This window comes from Mesorhizobium sp. M0028, assembly GCF_040323855.1.
Classification (GTDB): domain Bacteria; phylum Pseudomonadota; class Alphaproteobacteria; order Rhizobiales; family Rhizobiaceae; genus Mesorhizobium.
Window position 1 is genome coordinate 333272 of the sequence record NZ_JAMYVG010000002.1, and the last position, 19889, is coordinate 353160.

26 protein-coding genes and 1 other RNA gene are annotated in these 19889 nt (G+C 61.8%); 13 read left to right on the forward strand and 14 right to left on the reverse strand.

The genetic code is table 11. The annotated features are described in order from the left end of the window. The first annotated feature begins 70 nt into the window (after positions 1-70). From NKJ93_RS06615 to NKJ93_RS06625, 3 genes are all read left to right on the forward strand, one after another. Positions 71-331 carry a DUF2312 domain-containing protein gene (locus tag NKJ93_RS06615; RefSeq protein ID WP_023719653.1) on the forward strand — a complete coding sequence of 87 codons (261 nt, stop codon included), beginning with the start codon at positions 71-73 and terminating at the stop codon, positions 329-331. A 50-nt stretch (positions 332-381) separates the two neighbouring features. Then, on the forward strand, positions 382-822 hold the full coding sequence (locus tag NKJ93_RS06620; protein WP_023719652.1) for a hypothetical protein: 441 nt from the start codon (positions 382-384) through the stop codon (positions 820-822). Between the two features lie 70 nt (positions 823-892). Next, positions 893-1207, forward strand: coding sequence for a hypothetical protein (locus NKJ93_RS06625; protein WP_352480941.1), 315 nt, complete (start codon positions 893-895; stop codon positions 1205-1207). A 3-nt stretch (positions 1208-1210) separates the two neighbouring features. Here the strand turns inward: NKJ93_RS06625 and msrB are convergent, their stop codons facing one another. The 5 genes from msrB to NKJ93_RS06650 all read right to left on the reverse strand — a co-directional run bounded on the left by msrB (position 1211) and on the right by NKJ93_RS06650 (position 5149). Further along, positions 1211-1615 carry a peptide-methionine (R)-S-oxide reductase MsrB gene (gene msrB / locus NKJ93_RS06630; RefSeq protein WP_023719650.1) on the reverse strand — a complete coding sequence of 135 codons (405 nt, stop codon included), beginning with the start codon at positions 1613-1615 and terminating at the stop codon, positions 1211-1213. Positions 1616-1723: 108 nt separating this feature from the next. Further along, positions 1724-2545 carry an MBL fold metallo-hydrolase gene (locus tag NKJ93_RS06635; RefSeq protein ID WP_023719649.1) on the reverse strand — a complete coding sequence of 274 codons (822 nt, stop codon included), beginning with the start codon at positions 2543-2545 and terminating at the stop codon, positions 1724-1726. Continuing rightward, the gene (locus tag NKJ93_RS06640; protein ID WP_352588233.1) at positions 2546-3736 is read right to left on the reverse strand and encodes a vWA domain-containing protein; all 1191 of its coding nucleotides are present in this window, start codon (positions 3734-3736) and stop codon (positions 2546-2548) included. It lies immediately after the preceding gene. A gap of 8 nt (positions 3737-3744) precedes the next feature. Then, the gene (locus tag NKJ93_RS06645) at positions 3745-4191 is read right to left on the reverse strand and encodes a GNAT family N-acetyltransferase (RefSeq protein ID WP_023719647.1); all 447 of its coding nucleotides are present in this window, start codon (positions 4189-4191) and stop codon (positions 3745-3747) included. A gap of 118 nt (positions 4192-4309) precedes the next feature. After that, the gene (locus tag NKJ93_RS06650) at positions 4310-5149 is read right to left on the reverse strand and encodes an AAA family ATPase (RefSeq protein WP_023719646.1); all 840 of its coding nucleotides are present in this window, start codon (positions 5147-5149) and stop codon (positions 4310-4312) included. A gap of 176 nt (positions 5150-5325) precedes the next feature. Here NKJ93_RS06650 and ssrS point away from each other — a divergent pair. The 4 genes from ssrS (at position 5326) to NKJ93_RS06670 (ending at position 7890) form a co-directional block, all read left to right on the forward strand. Then, positions 5326-5481, forward strand: a non-coding RNA gene (gene ssrS, locus NKJ93_RS06655) — 6S RNA. An 80-nt stretch (positions 5482-5561) separates the two neighbouring features. After that, entirely contained in the window at positions 5562-6149 is a 588-nt protein-coding gene (locus tag NKJ93_RS06660) for a 5-formyltetrahydrofolate cyclo-ligase (RefSeq protein ID WP_023719645.1), read from the forward strand. An 81-nt stretch (positions 6150-6230) separates the two neighbouring features. Then, the gene (locus NKJ93_RS06665; protein ID WP_023678036.1) at positions 6231-7055 is read left to right on the forward strand and encodes a TIGR00282 family metallophosphoesterase; all 825 of its coding nucleotides are present in this window, start codon (positions 6231-6233) and stop codon (positions 7053-7055) included. Between the two features lie 70 nt (positions 7056-7125). Next, positions 7126-7890, forward strand: a complete 765-nt coding sequence (locus NKJ93_RS06670) for a TerC family protein (protein ID WP_352494148.1) — start codon at positions 7126-7128, stop codon at positions 7888-7890. Between the two features lie 21 nt (positions 7891-7911). On the opposite strand, the gene NKJ93_RS06675 is transcribed toward NKJ93_RS06670, so the two are convergent. The 4 genes from NKJ93_RS06675 to NKJ93_RS06690 are packed head-to-tail and all read right to left on the reverse strand — an operon-like array spanning position 7912 to position 9732. Beyond that, the gene (locus NKJ93_RS06675; RefSeq protein WP_023719643.1) at positions 7912-8379 is read right to left on the reverse strand and encodes an SRPBCC family protein; all 468 of its coding nucleotides are present in this window, start codon (positions 8377-8379) and stop codon (positions 7912-7914) included. A 31-nt stretch (positions 8380-8410) separates the two neighbouring features. Beyond that, a complete protein-coding gene (locus tag NKJ93_RS06680) occupies positions 8411-8773 on the reverse strand; it encodes a VOC family protein (protein ID WP_023719642.1) in 363 nt (120 codons plus the stop codon). A 55-nt stretch (positions 8774-8828) separates the two neighbouring features. Then, a complete protein-coding gene (locus tag NKJ93_RS06685; protein ID WP_023719641.1) occupies positions 8829-9221 on the reverse strand; it encodes a VOC family protein in 393 nt (130 codons plus the stop codon). A 28-nt stretch (positions 9222-9249) separates the two neighbouring features. After that, positions 9250-9732 carry an SRPBCC domain-containing protein gene (locus NKJ93_RS06690; RefSeq protein ID WP_023719640.1) on the reverse strand — a complete coding sequence of 161 codons (483 nt, stop codon included), beginning with the start codon at positions 9730-9732 and terminating at the stop codon, positions 9250-9252. A 51-nt stretch (positions 9733-9783) separates the two neighbouring features. On the opposite strand from NKJ93_RS06690, the gene NKJ93_RS06695 reads away from it, so the two are divergent. From NKJ93_RS06695 to NKJ93_RS06705, 3 genes are all read left to right on the forward strand, one after another. After that, positions 9784-10107, forward strand: a complete 324-nt coding sequence (locus tag NKJ93_RS06695; RefSeq protein WP_352480937.1) for an ArsR/SmtB family transcription factor — start codon at positions 9784-9786, stop codon at positions 10105-10107. A 233-nt stretch (positions 10108-10340) separates the two neighbouring features. Beyond that, positions 10341-11090 (forward strand): YebC/PmpR family DNA-binding transcriptional regulator, encoded by a 750-nt coding sequence (locus NKJ93_RS06700; protein WP_352480936.1) that lies wholly within the window; start codon positions 10341-10343, stop codon positions 11088-11090. After that, complete coding sequence (locus NKJ93_RS06705) at positions 11087-11398, forward strand: Rdx family protein (protein WP_352480935.1); 312 nt, start codon at positions 11087-11089, stop codon at positions 11396-11398. The genes NKJ93_RS06700 and NKJ93_RS06705 overlap by 4 nt, the downstream gene beginning before the upstream one ends. A 20-nt stretch (positions 11399-11418) precedes the next feature. On the opposite strand, the gene NKJ93_RS06710 is transcribed toward NKJ93_RS06705, so the two are convergent. Next, positions 11419-11898 (reverse strand): anthrone oxygenase family protein, encoded by a 480-nt coding sequence (locus NKJ93_RS06710; RefSeq protein ID WP_352494149.1) that lies wholly within the window; start codon positions 11896-11898, stop codon positions 11419-11421. 1 nt (position 11899) lies between these two features. Further along, a complete protein-coding gene (locus NKJ93_RS06715; protein ID WP_352480933.1) occupies positions 11900-12733 on the reverse strand; it encodes a Rossmann-fold NAD(P)-binding domain-containing protein in 834 nt (277 codons plus the stop codon). A 112-nt stretch (positions 12734-12845) separates the two neighbouring features. On the opposite strand from NKJ93_RS06715, the gene NKJ93_RS06720 reads away from it, so the two are divergent. Next, complete coding sequence (locus NKJ93_RS06720; RefSeq protein WP_352480932.1) at positions 12846-13487, forward strand: TetR/AcrR family transcriptional regulator; 642 nt, start codon at positions 12846-12848, stop codon at positions 13485-13487. Between the two features lie 16 nt (positions 13488-13503). Here NKJ93_RS06720 and NKJ93_RS06725 read toward each other — a convergent pair whose 3' ends face one another. Further along, the gene (locus NKJ93_RS06725; RefSeq protein WP_352480931.1) at positions 13504-14577 is read right to left on the reverse strand and encodes a helix-turn-helix domain-containing protein; all 1074 of its coding nucleotides are present in this window, start codon (positions 14575-14577) and stop codon (positions 13504-13506) included. Positions 14578-14737: 160 nt separating this feature from the next. Between NKJ93_RS06725 and NKJ93_RS06730 the strand changes: the two genes are divergently transcribed. Next, entirely contained in the window at positions 14738-15445 is a 708-nt protein-coding gene (locus tag NKJ93_RS06730) for a hypothetical protein (protein WP_352480930.1), read from the forward strand. A gap of 70 nt (positions 15446-15515) precedes the next feature. Here NKJ93_RS06730 and rpmE read toward each other — a convergent pair whose 3' ends face one another. Beyond that, positions 15516-15737, reverse strand: coding sequence for a 50S ribosomal protein L31 (gene rpmE / locus NKJ93_RS06735; protein ID WP_006327661.1), 222 nt, complete (start codon positions 15735-15737; stop codon positions 15516-15518). Positions 15738-15941: 204 nt separating this feature from the next. On the opposite strand from rpmE, the gene NKJ93_RS06740 reads away from it, so the two are divergent. After that, positions 15942-17744 (forward strand): ABC transporter transmembrane domain-containing protein, encoded by a 1803-nt coding sequence (locus NKJ93_RS06740; protein WP_352480929.1) that lies wholly within the window; start codon positions 15942-15944, stop codon positions 17742-17744. 25 nt (positions 17745-17769) lie between these two features. Here the strand turns inward: NKJ93_RS06740 and NKJ93_RS06745 are convergent, their stop codons facing one another. Next, positions 17770-19797 carry a DUF3857 domain-containing protein gene (locus NKJ93_RS06745; protein WP_352494150.1) on the reverse strand — a complete coding sequence of 676 codons (2028 nt, stop codon included), beginning with the start codon at positions 19795-19797 and terminating at the stop codon, positions 17770-17772. Between the last annotated feature and the right edge of the window lie 92 nt (positions 19798-19889).

The window sequence follows — 19889 nt, forward strand, 5'->3', positions numbered from 1 at the left end:
ATCGAACCGCTGCAATTCGCCGCTCGGGTCACCCCGAGTCGCGGTGAGAAAACGACGCGGAGAGAAGAATATGGCCGACGACATCACCGAGACCAGCCAGACTGTTGCCGCCGGCCAGTTGCGCGCCTTCATCGAGCGTATCGAGCGGCTCGAGGAAGAGAAGAAGACGATTGCCGACGACATCAAGGAAGTGTTCGCCGAGGCCAAGGGCACCGGCTTCGACACTAAGGCGATGCGGTCGATCATCCGGCTGCGCAAGAAGGACCAGGCCGAGCGGCAGGAAGAGGAGTCCATCCTCGATCTGTACAAGGCCGCGCTTGGAATGGTGTAGGCCGGTAATAGCCTTGGGCGCCGGTTGCGGCGCCCCTCAACGGTTCGAACATGAGCGAATTCGATTTTGGCGCCCGCCGCGCCTCTGAATTCCGCCAACGCAGCTTCTGGACGCTGTTCGCGGAACGGCATCCGGATGAAAGGGCTCTGCTGGCGAGGCGTGGACCGTGGTTCTGGCAGCGTGGGCTGCCCGACTTCGCATTGGTCCTTTCCATGTACGTCGCGCCTGCGCAGAATCATGTCGGCGTCTTCTTCGGCCGCAACGAGAAGTTCGGTGCCACGCAAGCCTGGTCGCGGCTGAAGCCGTTCCAGCCGGCCATCGAAGACAGGCTGAAGCTCAGGCCAGAACAAAGTTGCGACGGCCTCGGCATCAATTCGATGTGGCGGGTGAATTGTTTTGCCGAAGACAATTGGCCGGCGATGACCGACTGGCTGGTGACGGAAGCCTCGCGTTTCGAGCGCGCGATTGCCGAAGTTCTGGGTCAGGAATAAAGCAGGGTTTCCAGACGCAATCCTTGTGGAAGGGTTGCGCTGGTGAGCAGAGCGAGGAGCCGGTCGATCGATGACGATCATGTCGCGCGTTGCCGCCTTCTTCCGCTCACGCTGGCTCGGCGGCGTGCCGCTCGATCGGCTGTTCTGGCGCGACCTGGTCGTTGTCGGCACAGCGATCAACGTCGCGTCATCGGTGGCGGCGCTCATTCTGCTCGGGCTGAAGTTGCCGCTTGCGCTGGTTCTGGCGGTGCATTTCGCGCCGGTGCCCTACAACATCTTCCTGACTTTTGCCGTTTGGCGAACTGCCGGAAAATCAAGTGGCGCCAAGGCCTCGCTGATGACGCTTGGCGCCACGTTGTGGCTGATCCTGGTGGTCGTGGCCTGACGATCAGGCGGCCGGCTCGAATTTGAGCGCCACGCCGTTGATGCAATAGCGCAGGCCGGTCGGCGGCGGGCCGTCCTCGAAGACGTGGCCGAGATGGCTGCCGCAGCGGGCGCAATGGCATTCGGTGCGGACCATGCCGTAGCTGCGGTCGACAGTAGTCTCGAGCGAACCCGGCACCGGGTCGTTGAAGCTCGGCCAGCCGGTGCCGCTCTCGAATTTCAGCTTGGATTCAAACAAGGGTTGGTCGCAGCCGACGCAGGAGAAGGTGCCGGCGCGCTTCTCGTGCAGCAGGGCGCAGCTTCCCGGCCGCTCGGTGCCGTGGTTGCGCATCACCGCATATTGCTCAGGCGTCAGCCGGGCGCGCCATTCGGCGTCGGTGCGGGTAACGGGGTAGGTGTGGCTGTCCATTTTTTCCTCTTAGCTTAGGTCGCTATTTGGGTTGCCTTCCCAACTTCGCCTGAAATAGGGATTTGTTACCGCGTTTGCCCGTATTTCTATCCTGTCGCGAAGAATTCCTCAGGCGATGGCGGCGAGATAGCGCGCAACCGATGCTGAAAATGCCGCCTTTGCATCTCCGATGACGTTCTGGTTCCACCACGCGCCATAGATATGGTCGAACGCGAAAGGCTCCAGCGCGGCCTTGATGCCGAGCACTTTCGAAGCGTTGAGCGGGATGTAGTTCGGGTAGCTGTACATGAAGCTGAGATGGCGGCGAGTCGGCGTCACCTGCACGATGTCGCCGGCCAGGATGGCATTGCCGCCGTCGCGCTTCCAGTGCAGCACCTGGCCACCGGCAAAGTGGCCGCCGCAGCGGATGAGCGTCAGCGACGGGTTTATGGCGCGCGTCTCGCCTTGCCAGCTGATGATCGCCGGATGCGGCCGCATGATCCACTGACAATCATCGGCGTGCAGATAAATCGGCACGCCGCCAAACGCCTCGCTCCACTCGACCATTGCCGAATAATAATGGCAGTGGGAAATGGCGATCGCGGCGAGGCCGCCCCGGCGGTTGATCTCGGCCACCGCCTCGTCGCTGACCATCGAAATGCAGTCCCACAGCACATTGCCGTGCGGCGTTTGCGCCAGCAATGCCCGCTGGCCGATGGCGAAGCGCGGCTCGATGCCGAAGGCGAGCACGCCGGCGTCGTCTCTCATCACGAGCCGATGGCCGGCGGCGAGCTCTTCCGGCGTGGTCCAGGCCTGGCCCTCCCAACGCACATATTGCCGCTCGTCCTCGCAGATCGGGCAATGTCGCGGCGGCGTCGCTGTCGCCGCGAACTGGACACCGCATTGCAGGCAAAGGAAACAGGTCGACCTTCCTGTTTTGCGTGGATCCATTCAGTGCTTCCTTGAAAGTTGCTTCGTCGCGGCTTCGAGGCCGGCGAGCGTCAGTGGAAACATGCGGCCGTCAAAAATATCGCGGATCATGGCAATCGAATGGGTAAAACCCCAGTTCTTCTCGGCTTCCGGGTTGAGCCATATGGCATTTGGCCATTGCTGCAGCAACCGCCCAAGCCAGACGGCGCCGGCCTCCTTGTTCCAGTGCTCGACCGAGCCGCCGGGATGGGCGATCTCGTAGGGGCTCATCGAGGCGTCGCCGACGACGATCACCTTGTAGTCGGGGCCATATTTATGCAGGAGATCGAAGGTCGGAATCACCTCGGCATGGCGGCGGCGATTGTCCTTCCACACGCCCTCGTAGAGGCAGTTGTGGAAATAGAAATATTCGAGCTGGCGGAATTCGGCGCGGGCAGCCGAAAATAGCTCCTCGACGCTCCTGATGTGGTCGTCCATCGAGCCGCCGACATCGAAGAACATCAGCAGCTTGACCGCATTGCGACGTTCGGGTTGTGTCTTAACGTCGAGATATCCGTGCTCGGCGGTGGCGTGGATGGTCCCTGGCAGGTCGAATTCCTCTTCGGCGCCTTCGCGCACCCAGCGGCGCAAGCGCTTCAGCGCGACCTTGATGTTGCGGGTGCCGAGCTCGACGGCATCGTCGAAGTTCCTGAACTCGCGTTTGTCCCAGACTTTTACCGCGCGGCGGTTGCGGCTTTCGTGCTGGCCGATGCGCACGCCTTCGGGATTGTAGCCATAGGCGCCGTAGGGCGAGGTGCCGCCGGTGCCGATCCATTTCGAACCGCCCTGATGTCGGCCCTTTTGCTCCTCCAGCCGCTTCTTCAGCCTCGCCATCAGCTTTTCGAAGCCGCCCAGCGCCTCGACCAGCTTCTTCTCCTCATCGGTCAGGTGCTTTTCGGCGAGCCTCCGCAGCCATTCCTCCGGGATGTTTGCGACATCGACCGGGTTTTCGCCAGCCCGCGCCTCGACACCTTTGAAGATGTGCGAAAAGACCTGGTCGAAGCGGTCGATGTGGCGCTCGTCCTTCACCAGAGCGGCGCGGGCGAGATAGTAAAAGCCCTCAACATCATAGTCGACCAGCCCGGCCTCCAGCCCCTCCAGCAGCGACAGATATTCGCGGAGCGAGACCGGAACCCGCGCTGCCTTCAGTTCGAGGAAGAAGGGGATGAACATCTCACGGTCTACAGCAGATCATACTCGATGAAGCCGGTCCTGCGCGCCACATGGTCGTAGAGCTTGCGTGCGGTGGTGTTGGTCTCGTGCGTCATCCAGTAGACGTTCTTGACGCCGATCTTGCCGGCTTCCTGCCTGACCGCTTCGATCAGGGCGGCGCCGACGCCCTTGCCGCGCACATCGGGGTCGGCAAACAGGTCCTGCAGATAGCAGTTGTTTATCTCCGACCAGCAGGAGCGATGATAGAGATAGTGCGTCAGGCCGACGGCCTTGCCGTCGAGGGTGGCGATGAAGCCTTTCGGCTCGAACTCGCCCGCCGTGAACAGCCGCTTCCAGGTGACGGCGTAAACCGCTTCCGGCAACTTGGTTTCGTAGAAGGTGAGATAGGCGGTCCACAGACGCCGCCAATCGGCATGGTCGGATTGCGCCAATGGGCGGACGGTGATCTCGGTCATTTCATTTCCCTCTGAACTCGGCAACCCGAAGCTGCCTCCGTCCCTGACCAAGGGCAACGGTCCAGCGACGGGAAACCGCTGTCCGAGGGCTTTCGTCGGCTTCCGACTGACCAGCCCCTCACCCCTGCCGTCTCGCCATGAAGGCCAGGCGCTCGAACAGATGCACGTCCTGTTCGTTCTTCAGCAACGCGCCATGCAGTTTCGGCAACGCATTCTTCGGGTCGGCGCGCAGGTCCTCGGGCGCGATGTCGTCGGCGACCAGCAGGCGGATCCAGTCGAGTGCCTCGGAGGTCGACGGCTTCTTCTTCAGGCCGGGCACATCGCGGATCTCATAGAACTGGGTCAATGCCGCTCGCACCAGTTTCTGCTTGATGCCGGGATAATGCACGTCGACGATTTTGTGCAAAGTGTCGACGTCGGGGAAGCGGATGTAGTGGAAGAAGCAGCGGCGCAGGAAGGCGTCCGGCAATTCCTTCTCGTTGTTGGAGGTGATGATGACGATCGGCCGGACGGTGGCGCGGATGGTCTCGCCGGTCTCGTAGACGAAGAACTCCATCCTATCCAATTCCTGCAACAGATCGTTGGGGAACTCGATATCGGCCTTGTCGATCTCGTCGATCAGAAGCACGACTTTCTTGCCGGCGGCAAAGGCATTCCATAATTTGCCGCGCTTGATGTAATTGCGAATGTCGTTGAAGCGCTCGTCGCCGAGTTGGCTGTCGCGCAGCCGCGAGACGGCATCGTATTCATAGAGACCCTGCTGCGCCCGCGTGGTCGATTTGACGTGCCATTCGATCAGATCCAGACCGAGCGCTGCCGCCACCTGGCGGGCAAGTTCGGTCTTGCCGGTGCCGGGCTCGCCCTTGACCAGCAACGGCCGCTCCAGCGCGATCGCCGCGTTGACCGCCACCATCAGATCCTTGTCGGCAACATAGGCTGCCGTGCCTTCGAAACGCATTTTTGCTCCCGGGTTCATCGCGCGACCCTAAGGACGCGGCCTTCGCTGTGCAAGGCGCTGCTGGCGAAGCGGGGATCTTGCCGGCGCTGACCTCGTTGAGGGGTTCTGCGTCGATTTAAGACTCGAAGCGTGTCGTCTCTCTGGCGCTGGGCCTGCCGTCTGCCTATATTGGCGGGGACGGTCTGCGCTTCCCGGCAGGAGAACATTTTCCCCGGGGCCTTAATGATCCCTAGGGAGCTGTCCCTGGGAAGACCCGTGGGTTTTCTCATACGGCGCCCACCTACTTTGTAGGTTCCCGGGATCGCTCTCTCCACCGGTTGTGTGGATCGTCACTCACATTTCAGTGGGCCATGCGGTAGGAAACGTCGCTCCCAAAACCCCGTCCAGATCCGACTTTTTCTATCCTGGCTCCATGACCTTCCGAAAAGACCTGAAAAAAAATCTCCGCAACGAAGCCCTCGGGCGCCGCGACGCGCTCGATCCGTTCTGGCGGGTAGAGGCAGCACTCGAAATGGCCGAGACGGCGCGCGACCGGATCACCGTCGAGCCGGGCCAGATCGTCTCAGGCTTCTGGCCGATGCGCTCGGAAGTCGACGTCCGGCCGCTGATGTTTGCCTTGCGCGAGAAGGGCGCGAGGCTCTGCCTGCCGGCCATTCTCGACAAGACCACCATCGTTTTTCGCGAACTGGTGCGCGGCGCGCCAATGATCGACATGGGCTTCGGCACCGTCGGGCCGCATGAGGAAGCCGAGGTACTCGATCCGCAGGTGATGCTGGTGCCGCTTGCCGCCTTCGATGCGCGCGGCCACCGCATCGGTTACGGCGCCGGCTATTACGACCGGGCGATCGCGCGGCTGGCCGACAACGGACAGCAGCCGCGGCTGATCGGCATTGCCTTCGACTGCCAGGAGGTGGCCCTGGTGCCGGACGAGCCGCATGACGTGATCATTCCGGAAATACTCACCGAGAGCGGGTTGCGCCTGTTCGCGCCGAAATTGTAGATAAGTTCCTGGACGCATGGTCTTTTCCGAAAGTCATGCAGCTTTTTGCTTCGCTGACCTTCGGTTCGGGATCACGCTTATATGAGACTTCTCTTCCTCGGCGACATGGTCGGCAAGACAGGACGTACGGCGGTGTGGGAACAACTGCCCGGCCTGATCTCGGATTTCAAACTCGACTTCGTCATCGTCAATGGCGAGAACGCCGCCGGCGGCTTCGGCATCACCGAGGAGATTTTTCGCGAGACGATCTCGGCCGGCGCCGATGTCGTCACCACCGGCAACCATGTCTGGGACCAGCGCGATGCGCTGATTTTCGCGCCGCGCGAGGAACGCTTCCTGCGTCCGTCCAATTTCCCGAAAGGCACGCCGGGGCGCGGCTCGGGCGTCTACATCGCCAGGAACGGCGCGCGCGTGCTGGTCGCCAACATCATGGGCCGGGTGTTCATGCATCCCGAGCTCGACGATCCATTCCAGGCCGGCGAGCGCGAACTTGCCGCTTGTCCGCTTGGCGAGCAGGCCGATGCGATCGTCATCGATTTCCATGCCGAGGCGACCTCGGAAAAAATGTGCTTCGCCCATTTCGTCGACGGCCGTGCCAGCCTTGTTGTCGGCACCCACACGCATCAGCCGACCGGCGATCACCAGATCCTCAATGGCGGCACCGGTTATATTTCCGATGCCGGCATGTGCGGCGATTACGATTCCTCGCTCGGCATGGACAAGGAGGAGCCGCTCAACCGGTTTTTGTCCAAGGTGCCGAAAGGCCGTTTCGAGGCGTCGACCGGACCGGCGACATTGTGCGGCGTCGGCGTCGACATTTCCGACCGTAGCGGCCTGACTGAACGGATCGCGCCGTTTCGCCGCGGCCCGCGGCTGGAGGAAACGGCTCCTTCCTTCTGGTCGTGACATTGATATGGACGCTTGCAATACCCAATTGCCGGCGAAACTGCTCTAGATCGTAGAGGGGACGACCTCCATGCAGCTAGTCGAATTCCTGGCGCCGCATTTCGCCTTTGTCTCCGACCCGACGGCATGGGTCGCGCTGCTGACGCTGATCGTGCTGGAGGTCGTGCTCGGCATCGACAATCTGATCTTCATCTCGATTTTGACCAACAAATTGCCGGTAGCGCAGCGAGCCCGCGCCCGGCGGCTCGGCATCTCCGCCGCGCTGGTGATGCGGCTGATCCTGCTGGCCACCATCTCGATCATCGTCCAGTTGACGATGCCGATATTCACCGCCTTCGGCCACGGCTTTTCATGGCGCGACCTGATCCTGATTGCCGGCGGCCTGTTCCTCGTCTGGAAGGCGACCAAGGAGATCCACCACACGGTCGATCTCGATGATCACCAGGACACGATGATGGGCGAAACGCTGCAGCTTTCGCTGGCCGGCGCCATCTTCCAGATATTGCTGCTCGACCTCGTCTTCTCGATCGACTCAATCATCACCGCGGTCGGCATGACCGACGAAATCGCGATCATGTACATCGCGGTGATCGTGGCGGTGAGCGTGATGATGCTGGCGGCCGGGCCGCTGGCCGATTTCATCGCCAGGAACCCCAGCATCGTCATGCTGGCGCTCGGCTTCCTGCTGATGATCGGCATGACGCTGATCGCCGACGGCATGGGTTACCACGTTCCGAAGGGCTACATCTACGCTGCCATGGGTTTTTCGGCACTGGTCGAAGGGCTCAACATGCTGGCCCGGCGGCGGAAGAAGGCAAAGGGCGGCGGGCACTGAGGATGGCCCACCGCGGTTGACCTAATGCCCCGGCAAACCCTTCGGATGGCGGTCGCCGGTCAGGCCAAGCGTCAGGCCTTGCTCGAGCCACGCCTTGGCGCCGGCGAGCACCAGCGCAAAACCGCCGGTCGAGTCGATCGCCTGCTTGACCTGCTCATCGGGGCTGCCGGCAAAGCCGAAATTGCGGACCTCGAGAAAGGTCGTGCCGCCCGGCATCTCGGTAAAGGTCCACACCACCGTGGTCGGCGGATCGCTCCATTGCATGACGATCTTCTCGTTCGGCACGATCTCGCTGACCGTTACCGTCGTCGAGACGCCATACATGCGCCATTCCCAATGGATTTCCTTGCCGCTGTCCAGCCTGTCGCTGCCGTGGGTGAACCAGAATTTTGTCGTGATCGCCGGATCAACGATAGCTTCGAACGCGTCGGCGACCGGCCGCCTTATCAGCATGCCGGCTTCGGCGGTCGGTGTTTCACGGATTTCCATAGCGTCCTCCTTTCCACGGCGCCGCCCCGGTTCACCAAGCATCGGGTTCGCGCACGAGGTGAATGATGTTGGCCGGGTTGGTGATCCAGCCGCCGCGAAAGCCTTCACCCAGTGCCTCGATGGCGTCGCAGCGCACGACGCCGGCCCTGGCGAGATGGTCCGCCGCGCCTGGAAAATCATCGGTGAACAGTTCCAGCCAGACCTCGGCCTGACTAAGCATCGGCGCCTCGTCGATCCACAGGCGACTGGGACCGAGTTCAAAGCCGATAGCGGGCGCCTTGGCCGTGAATGGCTTCAGGCCGATGACGTCGCGATAGAAGGCGATCGTTGCCTGGTATTGATGTGGCGGCACTTTCATGGCGATGTTGATGCCGCCGCTGATCTTCGCGGTCATTTGCTGGCTCCATTCCCGTGTTCAGGTTCGATTGGCCGGTTCGGTCCAGAACCCGCTATGCCAAATTGATTTGCCAGGAGACTCCGAACCTGTCGTTGAGCCATGCAAACCGGCGGCTGAAACCATAATTGTCCAGCGGCATCAGAAATTTGCCGTGCTTGGCCAGGGCCTCGACAATGCCGTTCAGCTCTGCCTCCGTGGAGCAATCCACATACATCGAGACCGACGGCGTGAATGTGAAGGCATGGTGCACGGGGCTGTTGTAGACCATCACTTCCAGACCGCTTATGGACACGCGCGCCAGCTTGACCGTCCCTTCCGGGCCGTCTTCGCCGGAGCCGTAACGTGTGACGTCAAGGACGCTGCTGTCGGGGATCGTCTCGCAATAGAAGGTCATTGCCTCTTCGGCCTTGCCCTCGAACATCAGAAATGGCGTCACTTGCTTCATCGCAGGCCTCCGTCATCTTGGTGGTTTTTCAGATGTTGTTCTCGTTGGCCGGCTCGCCCTTCATCTCGCTGCGGTAATAGCCGTCGCGCAGATTGATGCCGTATTCGACATAGGCCTTCATGCAGGCCAGCATCTGCGACCAGCCCTCGCAATTGAGATAGGACTTCTTCAGGCCGACCGCGTCCTCGCGCCAGCCGGTCTCGGCGATGGTGACAAAGGTGCCGCCATCATCGAGCGGTTCGAAATTCATCTCGATGCGGGTCTTGTAGGCTGGCTTGCCGTCGGCATCGGAGGCGTCCCAGTGCAGCACGATGCGGCTGTCCTTGATCACTTCGTCGACCTCGACGGGGACCTTGCCCCACCAGACAACACCGGCACCAGCCACCAGCGGCGCGCTGGCGCCGCCGATCGTAGTGAAATAGCCGCTAAGCTTCTTCGGATTGACGACCGCGTCGAAGACTTCGGCGACCGGCTTGCCAATGCGGCCGGAAACCCTGAATCCAAGAGACATATCCACAGCTCCTTCCTTGAAGGGTTCAACGATATGTTATAGAAACATAACATGTCAAGCCATTCGCAGGACGACAATGTTTTCAAGGCGCTGGCGCATCCGCGCCGGCGTGAGTTGCTGGACCGGCTGAAGGATGCGCCGCAGACCACCGGCATGTTGTGCGATGCCTTCCCCGACATGGACCGCTGCACGATCATGCTGCATCTGAAAGTGCTGGAGGAGGCCGACCTGGTCGTGGCGCGGCGCGAGGGCCGCGAGCGTTGGAACCATCTCAACGCGCTGCCGATCAAGCACATCCACGACCGCTGGATCAGCCAGTATGCCACGCACGCGATCAGCATTCTCGACCGGCTGAAGTCCGATCTGGAGGGGTGAACGGCCGCCGAAGCCTGCCTTTTTCGGGTCTCAAGCCCTTGCGTGTCGTCTGCCACGGCGCGGCTGGACGAATTGAGCCGATTTATCTATAAGCCGGCCATTCCGACATAGAGCGCCGTACGTCCGTCCGGACGCAGCAGGACGTTCTGAGATTTTGAATTCGAGCATTTTGCAAGGCGCCGGGTGGTTCACCAGGCCGCGGATGCTCTAGCCGAGAAGACGACAGGAGTGCCATGGCTGGCCATTCACAATTCAAGAACATCATGCACCGCAAGGGCCGTCAGGATGCGGTGCGATCGAAAATGTTTTCCAAGCTGGCGCGCGAAATCACCGTCGCCGCCAAGAGCGGCACGCCCGATCCATCGATGAACCCTCGCCTGCGCCTTGCGGTGCAGAACGCCAAGGCGGTGTCGATGCCGAAGGACAACATCCAGCGCGCCATCAACAAGGCGTCGATGGGCGATGCCGAGACCTACGAGGCCGTGCGCTACGAGGGTTATGGGCCGGGCGGCGTCGCGCTGATCGTCGAGGCGCTGACCGATAACCGCAACCGCTCGGCGTCGAATGTGCGCGCTGCCTTCACCAAGGCCGGCGGGGCGATGGGCGAGACCGGCTCGGTGTCGTTCATGTGGGACCGCATCGGCGAGATCTACTATCCGGCATCGGCCGGCAGCGCCGAAAAGGTGATGGACGCGGCGATCGAGGCCGGCGCCGACGACGTCCAGTCGGACGAGGAAGGCCACACGATCTACTGCGCCTTCGAGAATCTCGGCGAGGTGTCGAAGGCGCTGGAAGGCGCGCTCGGCGAGGCTGAATCGGTGAAGCCGATCTGGAAGCCGCAGACCAATATCGCGGTCGACGAGGAGCGGGCACAATCGCTGATGAAGCTGGTCGCGACGCTTGAAGATGACGACGACGTGCAGAGCGTCTACGCCAATTTCGAGGTCGACGAGGAGACCTTGGCGAAGCTCAGCGCGGCATGACCCAACACGCGCTGCCTACAGTCCGCATCACCTATTGCACGCAGTGCCTGTGGCTGCTCAGGGCCGGCTGGATGGCGCAGGAGCTGCTGTCCACGTTCGGCACCGATCTCGGCGAAGTGGCGCTGGTGCCCGGCACCGGCGGCATCTTCACCATTTCCTGCAATGACACGCTGGTCTGGGACCGCAAACGTGACGGCGGTTTTCCCGACGCCGCAAAACTCAAGCAACTGGTTCGCGACGTCATCGATCCGGATCGCGATCTCGGCCATGCCGATCGCAAGGGTCATAAGTCGAAGGACCCTGCCTGAGGGTCTTCTTGCCCCGGCATTCACCGCCACGCGAAGATAAAACAGCCCAGCGCCACGATGGCGGTGATGGTGCGGACATGGTTCCACATCACCCAGTCCTTGAGATAAGTGGCCCATAGCGCGGCGCCGTTGGCGCTTGCCGGATCGACGGCGGCCAGGGCGTTGTTGAGCGGCACGTTGAACATCATCGTCACGATCGGGTTGCCGACGAGATAGATCAGGGCGCCGGCGAGAAGCCAGAACGCGCCCGGCTGGCTCCAGCCGATAAGAGCGCCGGCGGCAAGCACAAGACAGACCAGCCCGGTGCCGAATAGCGCGGTCATGAATGCCGGCGTAATCACGGTGATGTTGATCGAATTCATGGCGGCGATGCCGCCTCCGGCAGGCAAGCGGGCGAGCGCCGGCATGATAAAGTTGGAGAAGGCGAAGAAAACGCCGCCGACAACGCCTGAGCCAATGGCAGCGACGAAGGTGAGGGTGGGAAGCAGTTTCATGATCATGTCAGTTCCTCCAGATGCCCGTGGCGGCGGTTTCGGTTGCGTAGGTGGAAAAGTCTTTTGGGGCGCGGCCGAGCACGCGCTGGACGCCGTCGGTCAGCGTTTCGTTGCGGCCGTCGAGCACTTCGGTGAACAGCTCGTTGAGCAGCCAGGCGAACTCGGCCGGCAACTCGTGCTCGGCGATGGCGGTGGTGAACTCGGCATGGGAAACCCGCTTGAAACGAATGTCGCGGCCGGCGGCCCTGCCGATCTCGGCGACCGCGTCGGCAAAGCTCAGCAGCCGCGGCCCGGTCAGCTCATAGAGCTCTCCGACATGTCCTTGCTGGGTTAGCACGGTAAAGGCGGCCTCCGCGATATCGTCGGCATCCACAAATGGTTCGCCCACACTGCCGACCGGCAACGCCACCTCGCCCTCCTGCAAAGATTCGACGAGGAAGCCTTCACTGAAGTTCTGGGAAAACCAGGCGCAGCGCAGGATCGTCCAATCGGCGCCTGAAGCTTTGAGCATCTCTTCGGCGCGCTGTGCTTCCGTTTCGCCGCGCCCCGACAGCAGTACCAGCCGACGCACACCACACTCCACGGCAAGACGAGAGAAGGCGCCGACCGTGTCGGCCGCGCCGGGCACCGCAAGATCAGGATAGTAGCTGATGTAGACGGCGCCCACACCATCAAGTGCGGGTTCCCAGGTCGTGCTATTTTCCCAGTCGAAGGGCGGCGTACCCGAGCGCGAGCCGATCTTTACCGGCAGGCCCCGCGCCGTCAGCCGCTCGGCGAGACGGCGGCCGGTCTTGCCGGTGCCGCCGAGGATCAAAGTTGGTTTCGTTACAGTAGGGTTCATGTCGATTTTCCTCAGTTTGCAAATGTGAGCAATCCTCACATTTGCTAAACGTGATAAACCCTCGTATTTTGCGAGTCAAGCCAATTTGTTGATTGTTCGCCTGGAGACAGTGATGGAAGGCTCTGCCGTATCGGATTCACAGGATGGCCAGATCGCATCGCCGCGCCGAACGCCGAGCCAGCAGCGTAGCCGCGAGCGGGTCGAGCGCATGCTGGCCGCAGCGTCGGCGCTGATCGCCGAGCAAGGCAGCGATGCGATGCGCATGGGCGAGGTGGCCGAGAGGGCTGGCGTGTCGATCGGCTCGCTCTACCAGTTCTTCCCGGACAAGCGGGCAATCATTTGGGCGCTGGCCGAACGCTACACCGCCGAAAGCCAGGCCTGCATCGCGGCGGCACTTGCCGACGTCAGTGACGCCGACGGCTTGCGCCAGGCGTTTTCGGAGCTGGTGGATATCTACTACCGGTTATTCCTGGCCGAGCCGGTGATGCGCGACATCTGGTCGGGGACACAGGCCGACAAAGCATTGCGCGAGCTTGAGCTTGCCGACAGCCGGGCCAACGCCGAATTCCTCACCACGGTGCTGAAGCGGTTGCGGCCGTCCGCCGATCCGGAAGCGCTGGAAACGACGGCATTTCTCATCTGGCAGATGGGCGAGGCCGCAATGCGGCTTGCGATTTCGGTCGACCGGCAAGAGGGTGACAGGCTGGTTGCGGCCTACAAGCGGATGGCTCTGCGAGAGTTGCTCGGCGCCTGACCGGCGCCGCGCGCATTCATTTTCCCTTGCCTGGCAAGGAGATGGCCGGCATCGTGCCCTTCGGCGGCCGATACTTCCGCCGCCATGCCTTCGGGCTCAGGCCGGTGATGCGCAGGAACTCACGGTTGAAGTTCGATTTGCTGAGGAAACCGGCGTCGAGCATGATGCGGGTGATCGGTTCGTCGGTCGCCGCGAGCAAGCGGCGGGCCTCATCGATCCTCCTGCCGTTGACGTATTGGGATACGCTCGATCCGTGGACGCGATTGACCGCCGATGACACTTGCCGTGCGGGGAGGCCGAGCCGCCTGGCGATGCGCCCGAGGTTGAGATCGACATCCTTGTAGAGATATTTCGATGTCATCAGCGCGTCGACCGCCGCCGCGACCGCGGAATCTTCGCTGGTCACCCGTGGCGTGGTTTGGGCGTGCGACACATCCTCTTCCTCTTCGTCGGAAGCAGCGGTTTCGCTGGCAACAGCGGCCGCGCTGCCGAGCAGCATCAGCGCTAGGACGTTGGCGGCGGCAATCACCGCGCCGGAATGAGTGCCACCTGTCCATTCGAGGTCGAAGCTGATGATGATGTCGGTGACCGGCGATGCAAGGATCGCCAGCGCCGTCACCAACAGCGATCGGTAGGACCGCAAGACGCCGTCGAGACGCGATTCGACAAGAACATCCGGACCGGCCAGCGCTAGCCAAAGAAGGGCGGCGCCATAGGACAGGAAAACGAGGATGATCACCGGCCCGACCGGCTCGCGCCAGAAGATCAGGAGCAGGACAACCAGGCAGGCCGGCAGCAAATGCGGCCAGAGTGATGCCAGGCGATGCGCGGACGGTTCCTTTGTCAAACCGCTGAAGGCTATCCAGGCAAGGGGTGCGATCAGTGTCGCCAGGACCGACTGGAACGGCATGATTGCCCTGACATCATAACCCCAGCGAATGCCGATCAGCACCGACTGCAAGGCATAGGCGGCGATCAGCAGCATGAAGGCGATGTTTTCACGCAGATCGGCCTCGTTTCGGCGGACCATCTGCACGAGCAGGATGACCAGCAACAGGGCAACGACGAATGGCAGGGGAATGAAGATCATGATCGCAAGCGTGGTTCCAAAGCGGGCAGCGGCCGACAATGACCCGGATTGCGTTCGCGGTCGTCCCGGATCGCGATCAAGGTCGCGGAAATCGACGTTTCAGATCATCTCGACAACGCCACGGTCCAGTCGCGACCGCCCAACATGATCGGAGACAATGATGAAATCCGCAATTCTCGTCTTGCTGCCTTTTGCCGGCGTTGCCCTGGCATCGCCGGCGACCGGTGAGGCCTCCAAGACGCTCGATCTCGTCGGGGTGAGCGCCGTCGTCATCACCGGCGAAGCCAGTTCCGTCAAGCTCACCACTTCGTCCGCGGCACCCTACCACGCGACGATCAGCGGCCGCCGTGAAGGCTGGTTTGCGAGCTGGTATTCGAGTTGGTTCGCCAGTGACTGCCGTTCCGCCAGCGACATGAAGCTGGTGGCCTCGACGCTACGCATCGATGTTGCTCCCTCCTCGTGGCTGGATCCTTCGGACTGCGTGGTCGAGATCAACGCCAACATCCAACCCGAGAGTTCCGTGTCGATCGACCAAGCGGCGCTGCAAGCCAACATGGCGGGGAATTTCTCTACTATCGCCATCGCCGGCAAGGCCGCCGATGTTTCACTCGACGGGCATGCTTCGAGCATCGATCTCAAGGGCGAGGCGCTGAAGGTCAATCTCTTCTATGGCAGCATCCGGCAGGACGAAAACATCGCGATTGCCGGCAAGGCGCTGGAAGCCACGCTGTCCTTCGGCCAGCAGGTTCCGATCAGCTATTCGGTGACAGCATTGGCGTCCTTCGTCGACAGTTCGCTTCCCAACACCGCCGGCGCCAAACCCTCGATCGTCATCAAGGGCGATTTCGTTCGCGCGACGATCCGCTGAATAAAAAACCCGCCACAAGGGCGGGTTTTTTATCTGCAGGCAGCCAATGCGGCTTGAGCGTTCTTCGACCTTACAGGCCAAAACCTTCGAAGCGCTTCTTGAACTTCGACAGGCGGCCGCCGCGGTCGAGCAGGGTCTGCTGGCCGCCGGTCCAGGCCGGATGGGTCGTCGGGTCGATATCGAGGTTCATCGTATCGCCTTCCTTGCCCCAGGTCGAACGGGTCATGTATTCGGTGCCGTCGGTCATGACGACCTTGATGGTGTGGTAGTCGGGATGGATGTCGGTCTTCATGGTTCTGTTCCTAGCTTGCCGGGTGCTGCCGACGGGCTGAAGCCTGCGTCGATGCGCCCCTTTTTAAAACTCGAAGCCGCAGCTATTGAGGAGCCACGGCTTCTAAAACGGTCGGCGAGCCTATACATCAGCCGGAATTGAATCACAAGGCCGCGGCAAGCGCATATTGATGGCGCAAACCTCAAAAGGCCAAAGGACACGGTCATGGCGAACATCAGCGGCGATGCAGACGAGCGCAGGCGCTCGCTGAGGCCGCTGCAGCGCCTGTTTCCCTACATCACCCATTACCGCAAAATGGTCATCGGCGCGATCATCTCGCTGGCCGTCGCGGCGGCGACGACGCTGGCGCTGCCACTGGCCGTGCGGCGGATGATCGATCACGGCTTTTCCGCTTCCGATTCCAGCTTCATTGCCGAATATTTCGCCATGCTGGTGGTGATGGCCGCCGTGCTGGCGGCGGCGTCTGCCAGCCGCTACTATTTCGTCATCACGCTGGGCGAGCGCGTCGTTGCCGATATCCGCCGCGATGTCTTTGCCCACGTCACGACGCTGTCGCCCTCCTTCTTCGACACGGCCCAGTCGGGCGAGATCGTCTCGCGGCTCGCCGCCGACACGACACAGGTCAAATCGGCCGTGGGTGCTACCGCCTCGGTGGCTTTGCGCAACGTCATCCTCGGCCTTGGCGCCGTGGCGATGATGGTCTTCACCAGCCCAAAACTGTCCGGCCTGGTCATCGCGGCCATTCCGTTAATCGTGCTGCCGCTGGTCGCCTTCGGCCGCTCGGTGCGGCGCAAGTCACGGCTGGCGCAGGATACTCTGGCCAATGCCACCGCCTATGCCAGCGAGCAGATCGGCGCGGTCCGCACCCTGCAGGCCTTCACCAACGAGAAGCTTGTCACCGGGTATTTTTCATCCGCCGTGGAAGCAGCGTTCGAAGCGGCGCGGGCCTCGATCTTTGCCCGCTCCTTTCTCACCTTCTTCGCCATCTTCATGATCTTTTCCTCGGTGGTGGCGGTGCTGTGGTTCGGTTCGCGCGACGTGCTCGACGGCACGCTGTCGCCAGGTACGCTTGGCCAATTCCTGCTCTATTCGGTGTTCGCTGCTGGCGCGCTCGGCGCCTTGTCGGAGGTCTGGGGCGAACTGTCCCAGGCAGCAGGCGCTGCCGAACGGCTGACCGAGATCCTGGCCGAGAAACCCGCGATCCAGGCGCCCGCCGATCCGAAGCCGCTGCCGGCAAAGGCGAGAGGCGCGATCAGCTTCGACGATGTCTCCTTCTCCTATCCGGCCCGGCCCGACCGCGCCGCCGTCCATGGCCTCAGCTTTCAGGTCAAACCCGGCGAGACGGTGGCGATCGTCGGACCATCCGGCGCCGGCAAGAGCACCGTGTTTTCGCTGCTTCTGCGCTTCTACGATCCGGAAGCCGGCAGGATCGTCATCGACGGAGTCGATCTGCGCGAGGCCGATCCGGCCGCGATCCGCGCGCGCATAGCCATCGTGCCGCAGGATGTCACCATCTTTGCCGCAAGCGCGCGCGACAATATCGGCTTTGGCCGGCCTGGCGCCAGCCAGGCCGAGATCGAGGCGGCGGCGAAAGACGCGCTTGCCGACGAGTTCATCCTGAAACTCGAAAAGGGCTATGACAGCCAGGTCGGCGAGCGCGGGGTGACGCTGTCGGGCGGCCAGCGCCAGCGCGTGGCGATCGCCCGCGCCATTTTGCGCGATGCGCCGATCCTTCTGCTCGACGAGGCGACCTCGGCACTCGATGCCGAAAGCGAGACGCTGGTGCAGACGGCGCTCGACCGGCTGATGCAGGGGCGTACCACGATCGTCATCGCCCATCGGCTGGCAACCGTGCTGAAGGCCGATCGCATCCTGGTCATGGATGGCGGCCGCATCGTCGAGGAAGGCACGCATCAGAGCCTGGTCGCCAAGGGCGGCATCTATGCGCGGCTGGCCAAGCTGCAGTTCGAAACCGGGGCGAATGCCTTCAGGGGCGCGGCCGAGTAGGTCCCCCAGCGACCGCTGGGATTCTTCAGCTACCGAAAGCTCGGCGTTTGCCGCGTCGATAGGCGATGAACAGGGGAACGCCGACAAGCAACGACAACAAAAGCATGCTGGCGACGGTCTGGCGCTGCTCCTTTGCCGGATCGCTGAGCTGCACATCGGCAGGCGGCTCTTCATAGGTAAAATCGTACTGCCACCGGATTTCGTCCGCGACGTCATCGACGGTTTTCAGATAGTCGGCAATCGCCTTGGCCGGCACTTCAGTTGCCAGGCTCTGAAAGTTCCATTCGACTTGAAATTCGGTGGGCGTGTTGGACCAGGACGCCTTGAGAGACAGATAGGGCGTCACGACGTTTTTCATCGACTCGCCGGAAAACCTCGCCTTGAGGTTGCGCACCGTTATCTTGTGACGCCGGTAGAACTGGGGGCCGATGGAGACGGGCCCGGTTCGGTCGACGATTGTCGGGGTTGGAAGAGAGTTGTTGCCGAGATCGGCCGCGCGGATCGGGAAATTCTTTGCCAGATCGTTGGCCGCCAGCGCCTCTGCCGGCAAGCGATAACTTTCCTTCACGCTCACTATGTTGTCGTCGCGGCGATCCACGATTTCCGGCTTGGCGACGGTTTGGATGCCCGGATATTGCTTGTTGTAGTATTTCAGGTAGGCGTCCGACACCTCGCTCAGCGACCGGCTGGCCAAATTGCCGCGCATCCAATCGGCATCGGCGTCCTGATATGTCGAGAAGACCGTCAGCACGAGGGGATCGCCCGGTTTCCGCGGAAAATCGAAGTCCTCGGCGATCTGGATCGATGGGCTGGTAAGCACAGGACTCGGCATCTTCTCCAATCCGCCGGTGCTGGAAAGCGGCAGCGCGAAGCCGTAGTCCGACTGTGCGAGATTGGGCGCCTTGCCGCCCTGAAGATAGTCGGTAGCATCCAGCCAATATGTCTTTGTTCCGATCCTCGCCTTGACGATGGCATGGTCGAAATCGCGAAGCGCCGGCAGATGCTGGTCCAGGGCCCGCCCTTCGTCGAGATCGGCCAGGGCAACCTCGGCAGCAATGCCAAGCCGCACAAGCGAAGAAACCAGCAGCAGTGCCTTGTCCTTGCAGTCACCAAACCCGCTCAGGATGACGGTCGCGGGATCACGCGGAATGTAGGAACCGGCACCCATCGACAGGCTTACATAGCGGATCTGGTCCTGCACCAACCGCATTGCCTCGACCATCCGGTCTTCGGGCACTGGATGCCGCAGTGCGATGTCGTCGAGCTTTGCGGCAAAAGCCGAGGGAAAAACGGTCGCTGGCTTGTAATAGGGCGCAACAGCATCGACCACACTTTGCCAATTCGCGGTCGATGCGACATCGATAGAGCCCCAGCCTGGATATGTCACGGGCAGGTTGTCCTCGACATTGACCGGTTTCGGGTTTGGAATTTCCCACAGATAGGTCGTGTCCGGCCCTGTCGACGAGATCGAAGGCTTGAGTTGGGTCCCCCTTGTCTTGGTCTCGAGCGGCTGGCCCGAAGGCCAAATGATGCTCGTGCGGATAAGCGCTACCGGCTCTTCCCATTCGGTGGAGAAATTCTTGAAGAAGAGATCCTTGCCAACGAGCGGCGTTATCTCATAGGTCGATCCGTAATCAACGATGTCGCCGGCGCGCACGTCATCGATGTTGACATGTGCTGTCAGCCAGCCGTCGAAGACGCCTTTCTCGGCATCTCTTTCCCTGCGGAAGATGTCGAATTCGACGTCTTCCAGCCGGTCCAAAACGGCGCCGTCGCGGATGATGTGAAGATGGTTGAGCGTGACCTTGTGCCGGGACGGATCGAATTGCAGATCGATACTCGCGCCCCGATCCAGCCCGGGACGGTCAACGATTTTATAGACTGTGCGCGAGTACTCGACATAGCCGCCGGCGCGATGCTTGATCTGGTCGTCCGAGAGCAGCCATGAAACGCCATTCTTGATTTGATCCGATCGGGTGGGATCGGCAGCCGGAATATCAACCTGCATTACCCAGCTTTCCGCGGGGCCCTTGAGAACCATGTCGTCGGACATGGCCGGAGAACTCAGGCCGATCAACAAGATGAAAAATACCAAGCGGGGCCAGAAAGACTTCATCCTACGAAAACTGTAACAGGCAGACATCT

Excerpts from the sequence above, each read along its gene's own strand:
- NKJ93_RS06615 (WP_023719653.1), top strand. The coding sequence starts at position 71 with ATGGCCGACGACATCACCGAGACCAGCCAGACTGTTGCCGCCGGCCAG.
- NKJ93_RS06620 (WP_023719652.1), top strand. The coding sequence starts at position 382 with ATGAGCGAATTCGATTTTGGCGCCCGCCGCGCCTCTGAATTCCGCCAA.
- NKJ93_RS06625 (WP_352480941.1), top strand. The coding sequence starts at position 893 with ATGACGATCATGTCGCGCGTTGCCGCCTTCTTCCGCTCACGCTGGCTC.
- msrB (WP_023719650.1), bottom strand. The coding sequence starts at position 1,615 with ATGGACAGCCACACCTACCCCGTTACCCGCACCGACGCCGAATGGCGC.
- NKJ93_RS06635 (WP_023719649.1), bottom strand. The coding sequence starts at position 2,545 with ATGGATCCACGCAAAACAGGAAGGTCGACCTGTTTCCTTTGCCTGCAA.
- NKJ93_RS06640 (WP_352588233.1), bottom strand. The coding sequence starts at position 3,736 with ATGTTCATCCCCTTCTTCCTCGAACTGAAGGCAGCGCGGGTTCCGGTC.
- NKJ93_RS06645 (WP_023719647.1), bottom strand. The coding sequence starts at position 4,191 with ATGACCGAGATCACCGTCCGCCCATTGGCGCAATCCGACCATGCCGAT.
- NKJ93_RS06650 (WP_023719646.1), bottom strand. The coding sequence starts at position 5,149 with ATGCGTTTCGAAGGCACGGCAGCCTATGTTGCCGACAAGGATCTGATG.
- NKJ93_RS06660 (WP_023719645.1), top strand. The coding sequence starts at position 5,562 with ATGACCTTCCGAAAAGACCTGAAAAAAAATCTCCGCAACGAAGCCCTC.
- NKJ93_RS06665 (WP_023678036.1), top strand. The coding sequence starts at position 6,231 with ATGAGACTTCTCTTCCTCGGCGACATGGTCGGCAAGACAGGACGTACG.
- NKJ93_RS06670 (WP_352494148.1), top strand. The coding sequence starts at position 7,126 with ATGCAGCTAGTCGAATTCCTGGCGCCGCATTTCGCCTTTGTCTCCGAC.
- NKJ93_RS06675 (WP_023719643.1), bottom strand. The coding sequence starts at position 8,379 with ATGGAAATCCGTGAAACACCGACCGCCGAAGCCGGCATGCTGATAAGG.
- NKJ93_RS06680 (WP_023719642.1), bottom strand. The coding sequence starts at position 8,773 with ATGACCGCGAAGATCAGCGGCGGCATCAACATCGCCATGAAAGTGCCG.
- NKJ93_RS06685 (WP_023719641.1), bottom strand. The coding sequence starts at position 9,221 with ATGAAGCAAGTGACGCCATTTCTGATGTTCGAGGGCAAGGCCGAAGAG.
- NKJ93_RS06690 (WP_023719640.1), bottom strand. The coding sequence starts at position 9,732 with ATGTCTCTTGGATTCAGGGTTTCCGGCCGCATTGGCAAGCCGGTCGCC.
- NKJ93_RS06695 (WP_352480937.1), top strand. The coding sequence starts at position 9,784 with ATGTCAAGCCATTCGCAGGACGACAATGTTTTCAAGGCGCTGGCGCAT.
- NKJ93_RS06700 (WP_352480936.1), top strand. The coding sequence starts at position 10,341 with ATGGCTGGCCATTCACAATTCAAGAACATCATGCACCGCAAGGGCCGT.
- NKJ93_RS06705 (WP_352480935.1), top strand. The coding sequence starts at position 11,087 with ATGACCCAACACGCGCTGCCTACAGTCCGCATCACCTATTGCACGCAG.
- NKJ93_RS06710 (WP_352494149.1), bottom strand. The coding sequence starts at position 11,898 with ATGATCATGAAACTGCTTCCCACCCTCACCTTCGTCGCTGCCATTGGC.
- NKJ93_RS06715 (WP_352480933.1), bottom strand. The coding sequence starts at position 12,733 with ATGAACCCTACTGTAACGAAACCAACTTTGATCCTCGGCGGCACCGGC.
- NKJ93_RS06720 (WP_352480932.1), top strand. The coding sequence starts at position 12,846 with ATGGAAGGCTCTGCCGTATCGGATTCACAGGATGGCCAGATCGCATCG.
- NKJ93_RS06725 (WP_352480931.1), bottom strand. The coding sequence starts at position 14,577 with ATGATCTTCATTCCCCTGCCATTCGTCGTTGCCCTGTTGCTGGTCATC.
- NKJ93_RS06730 (WP_352480930.1), top strand. The coding sequence starts at position 14,738 with ATGAAATCCGCAATTCTCGTCTTGCTGCCTTTTGCCGGCGTTGCCCTG.
- rpmE (WP_006327661.1), bottom strand. The coding sequence starts at position 15,737 with ATGAAGACCGACATCCATCCCGACTACCACACCATCAAGGTCGTCATG.
- NKJ93_RS06740 (WP_352480929.1), top strand. The coding sequence starts at position 15,942 with ATGGCGAACATCAGCGGCGATGCAGACGAGCGCAGGCGCTCGCTGAGG.
- NKJ93_RS06745 (WP_352494150.1), bottom strand. The coding sequence starts at position 19,797 with ATGTCCGACGACATGGTTCTCAAGGGCCCCGCGGAAAGCTGGGTAATG.